Consider the following 13,127-nt stretch of genomic DNA (forward strand, 5'->3'; position numbering starts at 1 on the left):
GCCCGATAGGCAGCCTGCGGCCTCCAGCGGCAGGCTGGGGAAATGGTTCCCGATCGATCCGCCCCGGCCCTGTTTGGCTTTGGCTGCGCTGCAGGCCTGGTGCTGGGGGCGCTGGCCTGCGTGCAGATGCCGATGTTGCTGCCGCTGTGGCTGAGTGTGCCGATGGCGATCGCCGGCGTCGGCGGCTGGCTGTTGCCCTGGCGCGGCCGTGCCTGGGCCGCGGCCCTGCTCGGCCTGGCCTGGGCAACGGTGCACGGGCACTGGGTCCTGCATGGCCAGCTGCCACCCGGCGCCCCACCGCAGGATGTGCAGGTGCGGGGCCGGGTTGCCGACCTTCCCCGGCAGGGGCCCGGCTACACGCGTTTCGTGCTGCATGTCGAAGATGCCGGCGCGCTGCCATCGCTGCGTGGCAAGCGCCTGCAGGTGACCTGGAACGACCCGTGGCGCGGATCGCCGGCGCACGAGGCGGAGGGCGGGCGCCATGCGGTTCGCGCAGGATCGCATTGGCAGTTGTCGTTGCGCGTGCGCGCGCCACGCTCGCGGATCAATCCCGGCGGCTTCGATGGCGAGCGCCACGCCGTGCTGCGGGGCATCTCCGGCAATGCCTCGGTGCGTGATCCGGCCCGTGCGCGGGAGTGGCTGCCGGCGCAGGGCCTGCAGGCCTGGCGGGAACGCAGCAGTGCGGCGATCGCCGTGCAGGTGGCACATCCTGCCGCGCGGTTCGTGCAGGCGCTGGCACTGGGCGATACCCGTGGCCTGTCCGATGCCGACTGGGAACACCTGCGCGCGCTGGGCCTGACCCATCTGGTCGCCATCTCCGGTTTCCACGTGGGCGTGGTGGCTGGCTTCGGTGTACTGCTGTGCCGCTTGTGGTGGTGGCTGTGCCCGCTGCTGGGACGGTACTGGCCACGGCCGCAGGCCGCCGCATGGGGAGCGGCGCTGGCCGCAGCCACCTATGCCGTGGCGGCGGGTGGTGCGCTGCCGACGGTGCGCGCGGCGCTGATGATCGGGCTGGTTGCACTGGCCAGGGCCGGGCGTCGCCCGGTGGGCGCAGGGCAGGGGCTGGCGTTGGCCGCGATGGTGATGCTGTTGCCTGCGCCGCTGTCGGTGCTCTCGGCTGGATTCTGGCTGAGCTTCGGTGGCGTGCTGTGGCTGCTCTGGTGCTTGCCGAGGACGGGGCCGGAGGGAATCGGTGGCGGGCTGCGCGGGTTCCTTGCCGCGCAGGGTGTTGCCAGCCTTGGGCTGCTGCCGCTGTGCATCGCCTTGTTCGGCGGGACCGCGCGGCTGGGGCCGCTGGTCAACCTGCCGGTCATCCCGTGGTGGACAATGCTGGTTGTTCCGCTGTCGCTGCTCGGTACCGGCCTGCACGTGCTGCATGACGGCGCGGGGCGTTGGGCCTGGCGTGCCGCGGCCTGGCTGTTCGAGCTCAGCTGGGGGGGGCTGCAGCCGTTGGCGCTGCATCCGCAGGCGATGTGGTGGCTGGCCGAGGCGCCGCGCTGGGCGCTACCCGTGGCCTTGCTGGGCGTGTTCTGGTGGCTGCTGCCGCGCGGCGCCGGCGGTGGCCTGGCGGGCCTGCTGCTGTGCCTGCCGCTGCTGTGGCCGGCCCGGCATGCACCGGCCGCGGGGGAACTGGAGCTGCTGGTGCACGATGTCGGCCAGGGCACGGCGGTGCTGGTGCGCACGGCACGGCACGCGCTCTGGTACGACGTGGGGCCGCCGACTGGCGGCGAGGGCAACGAACGCATCCTGGTCCCGGCCCTGCGCGCGCTCGGCCAGGGGCCGCCCCGGCAGGTGATGCTCAGCCATGACCACCTGGATCACACCGGCAGCCTGCCCAGCCTGCGACGGCAGTTGCCCGGGCTGCAGCTGCTGGCGCCACCGGGCAGCACCATCGGCGGCGCCACGCCCTGCCAGCAGGGGATGCGCTGGGAGTGGGACGGGGTTGATTTCCAGGTCCTGCACCCGGCGCCGGGCAGCCGGCAAGCCGAAAACGAGGACAGCTGCGTGCTGCGCATCGCCAGCCGTCACGGCGTGGTCCTGCTGCCGGGTGACATCGGTCGACCGGCCGAGGGGGCGCTGCTGCAGGCGTACCCGCACGCGCTGAGGGCGGACGTGGTACTGGTGCCGCACCATGGCAGCGGCGGCAGCTCCAGTGCGCCGTGGGTTGCGGCGGTGGCGCCGCGGTTGGCGGTGGTCTCGGCCGGGCACCGGAACCGCTTCGGCCACCCGCGCCAGGAGGTGGTCCAGCGCTGGCAGGCGCAAGGCGCGGAGGTGCTGGCCACGGCCGACTCCGGGGCGATCCGCGTATGGCTTGGCGCACAAGGCCTGCAGCTGCGTGAACAGCGCATCCATGCATCCCGGTGGTGGGATGCCGCTGGGCGGGCGCGGTCGGCTGCTATCCTATCGCCGATCGAACAAGCGGCCGTTGGGCCGGAGGGTTGAAACGTGTGGGAACTGGTCAAGGCCGGTGGCTGGCCGATGGTGCCGCTGCTGCTGTTGGGCGTACTGGCTTTGGCGATCATCCTGGAGCGTTTCTGGTCCCTTCGGCGGACTGAAGTGCTGCCGCCCGGCCTCGGCCAGGAAGTGCGCAACTGGGCCGCTCGCGGCAAGCTCGACCCGGCCCACCTGCAGACCCTGCGGGCGAATTCGCCGCTGGGCGCGCTGCTGGCTGCCGCACTGGAAGCCCGCAACCGCCCGCGCGACCAGATCCGCGAGCGCATCGAAGACACCGGCCGCCACCTGGTGCACCGCATGGAGCGATTCCTGAACGCACTGGGCACCATTGCCTCGGCGGGCCCGCTGCTGGGCCTGCTCGGCACGGTGATCGGCATGATCCAGATGTTCCTGGGCATCCTCGACCACGGCGTGGGCGACGTGAACCAGCTGGCCGGCGGCATCGGCAAGGCGCTGGTGTGCACCGCCACCGGCATGATCGTGGCGATTCCGGCGCTGATGTTCCATCGCTACTTCAAGGGCCGCATCCACGGCTACGTGGTGGAGATGGAGCAGGAAGCCAGCGCCCTGCTGGATACGCTCGACGGCCGCCCCGGGGTGATGAACCCGGCCCCGGCCGCGCGCCAGTCCGGCGCCGCCACGGCGAAGGCCTGATCGATGCGTATCGGCAACGACCGATCCCAGGATGAGCCGCATATCGACCTGGTGCCGCTGATCGACGTCATCCTGGTGCTGATCATCTTCTTCGTGGTCACCACCACCTTCGACGCGCGTTCGACGCTGCAGGTGCAGTTGCCGACCGCCAGCCAGCAGCAGACCAACGAGCCGCCGCGCTCGCTCAGCGTGCTGATCAACGCCGAAGGCCGTTACTTCATCAACGACCAGGAAGTGCTGCGCAGCGACGTAGAGTCGGTCAAGCAGACCATCGCCGCCGTGGCCGGCAGCGATCGCGAGCAGACCGTGCTGCTGCGTGCCGACGCACGCACTCCCTACCAGGCCGTGGTGACCGCGCAGGACGCGCTGGGTCAGCTCGGCTTCCGCCGTATTGCCATTGCAACAGCACCCGAGGTGCGTCCATGAGTTCCAATCACGCGCCGGTGTGGCCGATCTACAAACGTCTGCTGGGGTACACCCGCGCCTACTGGGTGTTCATGGTGGCCGCGGTCATCGCCATGGTGGTCGAAGCCCTGGCGGGCTACCACTTCACCAAGTTGATGGAGCCGCTGGTCAACCGCGGTTTCGTCAACCCGGAACCGCGCATGGCGGTGATCCTGCCGCTGACCATCCTGGGCCTGTTCCTGATGCGCAGCGTCGCCACCTGGGTGAGCGACTACGCGCTGGCCAAGACCGGCCGCAGCGTGGTGCGCGACCTGCGCGAACAGGTGCTGGCCAAGTACCTGCACCTGCCGTCCTCGCATTTTGATACCGAAGCGACGCCGGTGATGGTCAGCCGCCTGAACTTCGATACCGAACAGGTCACCCAGGCCAGTGCCGACGCACTCAAGACCGTGGTGGCCGACACCCTGACCATCATCGCCATGCTGGCGGTAATGCTGCAGATGAGCGTGAAGGTCACCGTGGCGATGCTGGTGGTGGTACCGCTGATCGGCGTGATCGTGTCCTACGTGGGCAAGCGCTACCGCCGCATCAGCCGTGGCATCCAGGATGGCATGGGTTCGATGGCGCAGACCGCCGAACAGTCGCTGGCGGCGCAGCAGGAAGTGAAGGTGCACGGCACCCAGCAGCATGAGATCTCGCGCTACTCGCGCCTGGCCAACCGCATGCTGTCGCTGAACATGAAGGTGGAAGTCACCCGTGCTGCCGCCTCCAGCGTGGTGCAGTTCCTGGCCGCGCTGGCGCTGGCGGTGATTGTCTGGGTGTCGACGCGTGAAGCGCTGGCCGGTCGCCTCAACGCCGGCCAGTTCATGGGCCTGATGACCTCGATGATGGCCATCATTCCTTCGCTGCGCCGCCTGACCAGCGTGCAGACCTCGATCTCGCGCGGCGTGGCCGCCGCAGAGCGCCTGTTCGGCATCCTCGACATGCAGGTCGAGCGTGACGAGGGCCGCAACAACGTGCAGCGCGTGCGCGGCGAGCTGGCCTTCGACCACGTCATGCTGCGCTACCGCGAGGACAGCGGCATTGCCCTGGACGACATCAGTTTCGTTGCCAAGCCCGGCACGGTCACCGCCATCGTGGGTCGTTCCGGCAGTGGCAAGACCAGCCTGATCCGGCTGGTGCCGCGCTTCTATGAGCCCAGCGGTGGTGTGATCACCCTCGATGGCGTCGCGCTGGATGACTATCCGTTGGCCGACCTGCGTCGGCAGGTGGCGATGGTCGGGCAGAAGGTCATGCTGTTCGATGACACCATCGCGGCCAACATCGCCTATGGCATGGAAGCGAGCGAGGAGCAGATCCGTGCGGCGGCCGAAGCGGCCAATGCCTGGGAGTTCATCGCGCGCATGCCGCAGCAGCTGCAGACCCCGGTCGGCGAGAACGGCGCGCTGCTGTCCGGTGGCCAGCGCCAGCGCCTGGCGATCGCCCGCGCGATCCTGCGTGACGCGCCGATCCTGATCCTCGACGAAGCCACTGCCGCGCTGGACAACGAATCCGAGCGACTGGTGCAGGATGCGCTGCAGCGCCTGATGCCCGAACGCACCACGCTGGTCATCGCGCACCGCCTGTCGACCATCGAGCATGCCGATCAGGTGCTGGTGATGGACCACGGCCGCATCGTTGAACGGGGTACCCACAAGGAGCTGCTTGCCATGGGTGGCCTGTACCAGCATCTGCACAGCATGCAGTTCCGCGAAAGGCAGGACTGATGGCTGGCAAGGGTACCCAGACCCCGCCGTACTGGTACGACGGCAGCCCGGTTCCGTGGGCGATGCGCCTGCTGGCGCCGCTGTATGCCGGCGTCACCGCGCTGCGCCGCCGTGCCTACCGGCGTGGATGGCGCAAGCGCTACGCGCTGCCGGTGCCGGTCATCGTGGTTGGCAACATCACCGCCGGCGGCACCGGCAAGACGCCGCTGACCATCGCCCTGGTCGAGCGCCTGCGTGCGGCCGGCTGGAAGCCGGGCGTCGCCAGCCGTGGCTATGGCCGTGAAGACGCTGACAAGCCGCTGTGGGTGCAGGCCGACACGCCGACCGCCAAGGGCGGTGACGAACCGGTGCTGATCGCCTGGAAGACCGGCGTACCGGTGCGCGTGGACGCTGACCGCGTGGCCGCAGGCAGGGCACTGGTCCAGGCCGGCTGCGATGTGATCGTCTGCGATGACGGCCTGCAGCACTACCGGCTGGCGCGCGACATCGAGATCGAAGTGGTCGATGCCCAGCGGCGCTACGGCAACGGCCGCATGATTCCCGCCGGACCGCTGCGCGAGCCGGTCAGCCGTGCCGGCGAATGCGATTTCCGCGTGGTCAACCTGGGCCAGGCCGATGAGGAAAGCGCGGCACAGGCCTGCGGTTTCGGCCAGTGGCCGATGGCCCTCCACATCGACAGTGCGCAGCCGCTGGCCGGTGGCCGCGCGCGCCCGTTGTCGTACTTCAAGGGCCAGCGTGTTCATGCGGTGGCCGGCATCGCCCATCCGCAGCGCTTCTTCGACATGCTGCGCGCGCGTGGCATCGGCGTGGTGCCGCACGCCTTTGCCGACCACCAGGCCTACCAGCCGCAGGACCTGTCGTTCGGCAGCCAGCTGCCGGTGCTGATGACCGAGAAGGATGCGGTGAAATGCCGCGCGTTCGGCAACGATTGGCATTACGCGGTGCCGTTGCGTGCCGAGCTGCCTGCCGCGTTCTGGGTGGCGCTGACCGACCGCCTGGACAAGCTGCGACCGAACTGAGCGGCGCGGCGGCGCTTGCATTCACGTGCCGCCGGCCGCATCCCCGTTGTAACGAGCCTGCCGAGTATTGCCCCATGACCGAATTCGTCGTCGCCATTCCGGCCCGCTATGCCGCCTCGCGGCTGCCGGGCAAGCCGCTGCGCCTGCTGGGCGGTGAGCCGCTGGTGCTGCACGTGGCGCGCCGCGCGCTGCAGGCCGGCGCTGGCGAGGTCTGGGTCGCTACCGACGATCAACGCATTGCCGACGCGCTGTCCGGGCTGGCCGAGGTGAAGGTGGCCATGACCGCCACCTCGCATGCCTCCGGTACCGACCGCCTGGCCGAGTGCGCGCGCATCGCCGGCTGGGCCGACGACACCGTGGTGGTCAACCTGCAGGGTGATGAACCGTTCGCGCCGGCTGCGGGAATCCGTGCGGTGGCCCAGGCGCTGGTTGAAGGCAATGCACCGATGTCGACCCTGGCGACCGCCGTGGAGGATGCAGAAACCCTGTTCGATCCGAACGTGGTCAAGCTGGTGCGCAACGTGCGCAACGAGGCGATGTACTTCAGCCGCGCGCCGATTGCCTGGCACCGCGATGGCTTCGCGCGCAGCCGCGACGTGCTGCCGGAAGGGCATGCCTGGCTGCGCCACATCGGCATCTACGGCTACCGCGCGGGCTTCCTGCAGCAGTTCGCGGCGATGCCCCCGGGCCGGCTGGAGCAGGTCGAATCGCTGGAGCAGCTGCGCGTGCTCGAGGCCGGCTATCCGATCAGCGTGGCGATCTCGCCGGAGCCGTTCCCGCCCGGCATCGATACGCCCGAGGATCTGGAACGCGCTGAAGCGCTGCTGCAGACGCTGGCCGCGCGATGAGGCTGCTGGTCGTCTGCCTCGGCAACATCTGCCGTTCGCCGATGGCCGAAGGTGCGCTCCGCGCACGCCTGGACGCTTCGCCGCTGGCGGGGCGCGTGCAGGTGGATTCGGCCGGCACCGGCGACTGGCATGTGGGCGAGCCGCCGGACCGGCGTGCGATCGCCTGCGCGGCCGGGCACGGCGTGGACATCGGCGGCCTGCGTGCGCGCCAGCTGCACGCCGCTGATTTCGACCGCTTCGACTGGATCCTGTGCGCCGACGAGGCGAACCTGCGGGACGCGGGACGCTTGGTGGCACCCGCCCAGCGTGAGCGGCTGGCGCTGTACCTGCCCTGGTCGGGCGGGGAGGGGCAGGCGGCCATCCCGGATCCTTACACCGGCGGCAGCGATCACTTCGAACAGGTCTGGACGCTGGTCGACAATGCTGCAAAACGTGCAGTGGCACGACTGTTGCATGACGCCGACTCCGGCATAATCGGGCCATGAACGTCCAGCCCGTCCCGGACCTGCCCGAGTTCGCCACCTGGCTCAATGCCGCTCCCTGTACCCTGACCGAACTGCGCGGTCGGCCGGTGGCGCTGTTGTTCGTCAACGCCGCTTCTGCCTGGAGCGCGCAGCGCCTGGCCGAATTCAGTCAATGGCTGTCGCGTCACCCTGGCATGCTGCAGCCGCTGGTCCTGCAGGTACCCCGCTTCGATTTCGAGCGAGACGCCGGCGCCGCACTCAAACTGCTGCGCCGCCAGGGGCTGTCAATGCCGGTCCTGCTCGATGCCGACTGGGATGGCTGGCGTCGCTTCGGCATCACATCGTGGCCGACCGTGGTGCTGCTGGACGCGCAGGGTCGCGAGCAGCAGCGGCTGGTCGGGCTGGGGGCTCCGGGAGAGCTTGAGCGTGCGTTGAATGCGCTGTGCCACGGTGCGCCGTCGGCACCGCCGCGCGGCGGTACCGAGCTGCATCCGGAGCCGCGGCAGGCCCTGCGTTTTCCGCTGGGCCTGGCGGTCAGCACCGAACGCCTGTACATCGCCGACAGTGGCCATCACCGCATCCTCGAATGCAGCCACGGCGGCCGCATCCTGCGCCAGTTCGGGCTGGGGACGGCCGATTTCATGGACGGCAACCTCGCCGAAGCGGCGTTCCATCGCCCGCAGGCGCTGGTGCTGGAGCGCGACGCGCTGTACGTGGCCGACACCGGCAACCATGCCGTGCGCCGCATCAACCTGCTGACCGGCATCGTCGACACGCTCTGCGGCAATGGCCGCCCCGGTGCGCCGGTGGAGGGCCCGGTAGCACAGGCGCGGCAGGTCTCGCTGGACCACCCGGTCGGCCTCGCCATCGCCGATAACCAGCTGCACATCGCCATGGCCGGCGACAACCGCATCTGGAGCTACCACCTGGGTCAGCGCAGCCTGCAGTGGCGCGCCGGCAGCGGTGCCATCGACGAGCGTGACGGCAGCGGCCATCTGGCCGCGTTTGCTCAACCGACTGCACTGGCCGTGGTGCAGCAGGTGCTGTACGTGGCCGATGCGCTGGGCTCCTCGATCCGTGCACTGCAGCTGCGCGGGGATCTGGTGCAGACGCTGGTCGGGCAGGGCCCCTGGCGTTTCGGTGACGAAGATGGCCCGCGCGCGCAGGCCAGCCTGCAGTTCCCACAGGCGATCGCGCTGAGTCCGGATGCGCCGCTGCTATGGATTGCCGATACCGGCAATGGCCGCCTGCGCACGCTGCGCCTGGGCGGTGGCGAACTGACCACCCAGCCGCTGCCGCGCCGCCTGCACGGCCCGGCCGGGTTGGCCGTGGGTGCCGGTGCGGTGTGGATCGCCGAGACCGACGCCCACGCCATACTGCGATTCGACCCCGAAAGCGGCGTGCTCAGCGAAGTGCCGATCAGCGAATGACCGACGTTCCCGCCCCGGCCTTCGACGGCAAGGCCTTCGCGGCCCAGCTCAGTACCGCCCCCGGTGTGTACCGGATGTACGCGGCCGACGACACCCTGCTGTATGTCGGCAAGGCACGTGCGCTGCGCAACCGTGTCGGCAGCTATTTCAACGGCAGCCCGAAGAATGCGCGGATCATGTCGATGATCTCGCAGATCGTGCGCATGGACGTGACGGTGACGCGCTCGGAAGCCGAGGCGCTGCTGCTGGAAAACCAGCTGATCAAGTCGCTGTCGCCGCGTTACAACGTCTCGCTGCGCGACGACAAGACCTATCCGCATGTGCTGCTGACCCGCGAGGACTGGCCGCGCATCGCGCTGCATCGCGGCCCGCGCGCCATTCCCGGCCGCTACTTCGGGCCGTATCCCGGCGTCACTGCGGTGCGCGAAACGCTGAACCTGATGCACAAGCTGTTCAAGCTGCGCAGCTGCGAGGACAGCGTGTTCCGCAACCGCTCGCGGCCGTGCCTGCAATACCAGATCGGGCGTTGCAGCGCGCCCTGCGTGGAGCTGGTGGCGCCTGCCGAGTACGCCGAATCGGTGCGTCGCGCTGCATTGTTCCTGGAAGGCAAGAGCGACGAACTGACCCGCGAGCTGGGCGAGCAGATGCAGGCCGCCAGCGAGGCACTGGAATTCGAGCAGGCCGCGCGCCTGCGTGACCTGATTTCCTCGCTGCGCAGCATGCAGACCCGCCAGTACGTGGATGGCCGTGCTGCCGACCTGGACGTGCTGGCGGTGGCCATGCAGGGCTCGCAGGCCTGCGTGCTGCTGCTGGCGTTCCGCGATGGCCGCAACCTCGGCACCCGCCCGTTCTTCCCGCGCACCAATGGTGAAGAAAGCCCGGAGGAAGTGCTGGCCGCGTTCGTCTCGCAGTACTACATCGAATTCGAGCCGCCGCGCGAGATCCTGCTGGACCGCGAGATCCCCGATGCCGACCTGCTGGTCGCCGCGCTGTCGGCCTCGGCCGAGCGCAAGGTGCAGCTGAAGTGGAACGTGCGCGGCGAGCGCGCCGGCTACGTGGAACTGGCCAGCCGCAACGCGCAGCTGACCCTGGCCACCGAACTCAACAGCCGCAACGCGCAGCATGCGCGCAGCGACGCACTGCGCGAGATGCTGGGCCTGGCCGAGCCGGTCAAGCGGGTCGAGTGTTTCGATATCAGCCACACCCTGGGCGAGGCTACCGTGGCCTCGTGCGTGGTGTTCGACGCTGCCGGTCCGGTGCGCGCGCAGTATCGCCGCTTCAACATCAGCGGCATCGAGCCGGGCGATGACTACGCCGCCATGCGCCAGGCCATCGACCGCCGCTTCCGCCGTGCGGTGGAAGAGCAGGGCGTGCTGCCGGACGTGCTGCTGATCGACGGCGGCGCCGGGCAGCTGGCGCAGGCCCAGGCCGCACTGGCCGACCTGGGCGTGGAAGGCGTGCTGCTGGTGGGTGTGGCCAAGGGCGTGGAGCGCCGCGCCGGCCATGAAGCGCTGGTGATGCCCGACGGCCGCGAGCTGCGCCCCGGCGCGGCCAACCCGGCGCTGCAGTTCATCCAGCAGGTGCGCGACGAGGCGCACCGCTTCGCCATCACCGGCCACCGCGGCCGCCGGCAGAAGGCGCGGATGACCAGCAAGCTGGAGGACATTCCCGGTATCGGGCCGCGCCGCCGCGCCAGCCTGCTCAAGCATTTCGGGGGCCTGGTGGGGCTGAAAGCCGCTGGCGAAGCGGAAATCGCCAAGGTGGAAGGCATCAATGACGCCCTCGCGGCACGTATCTACGCTAACCTGCACGGGTTGGCCACGCCTGATGCGGCCGAGTAGAGAGAGAAGCACGCAAGCATGAAGTTGACCCTGCCCACCTGGCTGACGTTGTTGCGGATCGTGATGATCCCGGTGCTGGTGCTGGTGTTCTACCTGCCCTACACCTGGACCAACTTCGCTTCGGCGGCGATCTTCGGCCTGGCCGCGATCACCGACTGGCTCGATGGCTGGATCGCACGCCGTTACCAGCTGGAGTCGGCCTTCGGTGCCTTCCTCGACCCGGTCGCGGACAAGCTGATGGTGGCAGTGGCACTGTTCCTGATCGTGCAGGGCCATCCGACGCCGTGGATGGCGTTCTGGGCGGCGGTGATCGTCGGCCGCGAGATCGCGGTATCGGCGCTGCGCGAATGGATGGCCGAGCTGGGCCAGCGTGCGAAGGTGCGCGTGGCGATGATCGGCAAGGTCAAGACCACCGCGCAGATGGTCGCGCTGCTGTGCCTGCTGTACTCGGTGGCCCCGAACGTGCCGGTGGAAGACATCTGGATGGGCTGGCCGGTGTTCCATATCGGCGACTGGACCCTGGCGATTGCCGCGGTGCTGACCCTGTGGTCGGGACTGCAGTACCTGCACGCCGCCTGGCCGAGCCTGCGCGATGACGAGCGCGCTGCGCGCGAGCGTGCGCGGCAGAAGAAGCTGGGCAACTGAGCCCGGGGTCGGATCCCTTTCTGCAGGAAAGGGCTCTGACCCCACGGTTGCTGCCATCCACGCATGGCGTGGATCTATTGGAAATGCCGCATCCACGGAGGGGGCGGATCCATCAGTTTGCGGAGACGCTGTAGTAGATCCACGCCATGCGTGGATAGGCGGTGCAAGGCGCCTCACAGACCCTGAAAAAAGCGCTTGACGCCATCCTTGGAATAGGTAAAATTTCGCCTCCCAAGCGGGAATAGCTCAGTTGGTAGAGCGCAACCTTGCCAAGGTTGAGGTCGCGAGTTCGAGTCTCGTTTCCCGCTCCAGATTCAAGAGAAACGCTCCCGCAAGGGAGCGTTTTTCGTTTGCGTGTTCCACGCTTCATCCTCACTTCACCGCCACTCCTTCGCCTCACCACGCGGCAGTTCGAAGCTGCATCTCCGACTCTCCACGGCGATGCCGCAATGCCTCACACTCTCTCCGCCTACGACCACGACGTCGTCATCGTCGGCGCCAGCTTCGCCGGTGCCGCCTGCGCACTGGCTGCCGCCCAGTACGGTCTGCGCGTCTGCGTGCTTGAACGCAAGGCCGACCCCGGCGAGCGCCTGCACACCACCGGCATCGTGGTGAAGGAAGCGATGGAGCAGACCTGGCTGGGGCGCATGCCCGAGCATCTGGTGCAGCGGGTCGCCAACGTGCGCCTGTATGCGCCGAACCTGCGCAACGTGTTGCTGGCCGCGCCGGGCTATTACTTCCTCACCACCGATACACCGAACCTGATGCGCTGGCTGGCCAGCGAGCTGCGCGCGAATGGTGTCGACCTGCGCCTGCAACGGTCTTTCACCGATGCCCATCGCAGTGGTGATGGCTGGCAGGTGGATGGGGCAGGGCGATGCGCCTATCTGGTTGGTGCTGATGGCGCACGCTCACGCGTGGCCCAGCGCACCGGCCTTGGCCAGGTGCGCGACACCCTCTACGGCGTCGAGCGCGAGTTCGCCGGCCTGCAGGTGGCGCAAGGCAATGCGCTGCATTGCTTTGTCAGCAAGCGCTACGCGCCGGGCTACATCGGCTGGGTCGCACAGAATCCGACCGGGCTGCAGGTGGGATTGGCGCTGCGTCATGACCCGCAACAGGTGCGGCCGCCGGATATCGATGGCTTCCTCGACCACGTGCGCGATGTGGTCGGCATTCCGCCTTCGGCGCGTCCCTCGGCCACCCGCGCCGGCTTGGTCCCGTGCGGCCGGCCGGATGGGCCGTTCACCGGCCAACGCGTGATCCTGACCGGCGACGCGGCAGGCATCGTCTCGCCGCTGTCCGCCGGGGGCATCCACTCCTCGTGGCGGCACGGCTGGGCGGTCGGCGAGGCGATTGCCCGCCATCTGCGTGGGCAAGGGCCGGAAGCGGAACGGGTGGCGCGGCGGGTGGCGCCGGCATTCCATGGCAAGCGCCTGCTGCGCTGGGCGATGGACCATCTGCAGGCCGACTGGCCGCTCAATGCACTGCTGCACACGGCGGCCACGCGGCGCATCGCCGAGCAGGTCTACTTCCACCGCCGTGGCCTGCGAACCTGAGGTATCGGTCCTGGGGGCCTGAACGCCTCCCCGAAATGCAGGCGA

At 69.1% G+C, this 13,127-nt stretch carries 11 protein-coding genes and 1 tRNA gene; all 12 read left to right on the plus strand.

Annotation, left to right across the window (positions count from 1 at the left end; all coding sequences use genetic code 11):
* The first annotated feature begins 42 nt into the window (after nucleotides 1-42).
* Entirely contained in the window at nucleotides 43-2,442 is a 2,400-nt protein-coding gene (locus AC5P78_RS12160; RefSeq protein ID WP_138969716.1) for a DNA internalization-related competence protein ComEC/Rec2, read from the plus strand.
* 3 nt (nucleotides 2,443-2,445) lie between these two features.
* On the plus strand, nucleotides 2,446-3,108 hold the full coding sequence (locus tag AC5P78_RS12165; RefSeq protein ID WP_005412819.1) for a MotA/TolQ/ExbB proton channel family protein: 663 nt from the start codon (nucleotides 2,446-2,448) through the stop codon (nucleotides 3,106-3,108).
* A gap of 3 nt (nucleotides 3,109-3,111) precedes the next feature.
* Nucleotides 3,112-3,534 carry an ExbD/TolR family protein gene (locus AC5P78_RS12170; RefSeq protein WP_004152323.1) on the plus strand — a complete coding sequence of 141 codons (423 nt, stop codon included), beginning with the start codon at nucleotides 3,112-3,114 and terminating at the stop codon, nucleotides 3,532-3,534.
* A complete protein-coding gene (gene msbA / locus AC5P78_RS12175; protein WP_024956591.1) occupies nucleotides 3,531-5,279 on the plus strand; it encodes a lipid A export permease/ATP-binding protein MsbA in 1,749 nt (582 codons plus the stop codon). Before AC5P78_RS12170 ends, msbA begins: the two co-directional genes overlap by 4 nt.
* Entirely contained in the window at nucleotides 5,279-6,298 is a 1,020-nt protein-coding gene (gene lpxK / locus AC5P78_RS12180) for a tetraacyldisaccharide 4'-kinase (protein WP_005412821.1), read from the plus strand. Before msbA ends, lpxK begins: the two co-directional genes overlap by 1 nt.
* A gap of 74 nt (nucleotides 6,299-6,372) precedes the next feature.
* Nucleotides 6,373-7,146, plus strand: coding sequence for a 3-deoxy-manno-octulosonate cytidylyltransferase (kdsB, locus tag AC5P78_RS12185; protein WP_043034363.1), 774 nt, complete (start codon nucleotides 6,373-6,375; stop codon nucleotides 7,144-7,146).
* Nucleotides 7,143-7,631, plus strand: coding sequence for a low molecular weight protein-tyrosine-phosphatase (locus tag AC5P78_RS12190; RefSeq protein ID WP_043034362.1), 489 nt, complete (start codon nucleotides 7,143-7,145; stop codon nucleotides 7,629-7,631). The genes kdsB and AC5P78_RS12190 overlap by 4 nt, the downstream gene beginning before the upstream one ends.
* Nucleotides 7,628-9,040 carry a hypothetical protein gene (locus tag AC5P78_RS12195; protein WP_005408878.1) on the plus strand — a complete coding sequence of 471 codons (1,413 nt, stop codon included), beginning with the start codon at nucleotides 7,628-7,630 and terminating at the stop codon, nucleotides 9,038-9,040. The genes AC5P78_RS12190 and AC5P78_RS12195 overlap by 4 nt, the downstream gene beginning before the upstream one ends.
* Complete coding sequence (gene uvrC, locus AC5P78_RS12200) at nucleotides 9,037-10,881, plus strand: excinuclease ABC subunit UvrC (RefSeq protein WP_005408879.1); 1,845 nt, start codon at nucleotides 9,037-9,039, stop codon at nucleotides 10,879-10,881. Before AC5P78_RS12195 ends, uvrC begins: the two co-directional genes overlap by 4 nt.
* 18 nt (nucleotides 10,882-10,899) lie before the next feature.
* Nucleotides 10,900-11,526: a CDP-diacylglycerol--glycerol-3-phosphate 3-phosphatidyltransferase gene (pgsA, locus tag AC5P78_RS12205; RefSeq protein ID WP_012510614.1), complete on the plus strand. Its 627-nt coding sequence runs from the start codon at nucleotides 10,900-10,902 to the stop codon at nucleotides 11,524-11,526.
* 235 nt (nucleotides 11,527-11,761) lie between these two features.
* Nucleotides 11,762-11,837 (plus strand) — tRNA-Gly (locus AC5P78_RS12210).
* A gap of 138 nt (nucleotides 11,838-11,975) precedes the next feature.
* The gene (locus AC5P78_RS12215; RefSeq protein WP_049459966.1) at nucleotides 11,976-13,082 is read left to right on the plus strand and encodes an NAD(P)/FAD-dependent oxidoreductase; all 1,107 of its coding nucleotides are present in this window, start codon (nucleotides 11,976-11,978) and stop codon (nucleotides 13,080-13,082) included.
* The last annotated feature ends 45 nt before the right edge of the window (nucleotides 13,083-13,127 follow it).

The organism is Stenotrophomonas sp. YJH_SMC_133 (assembly GCF_059370655.1).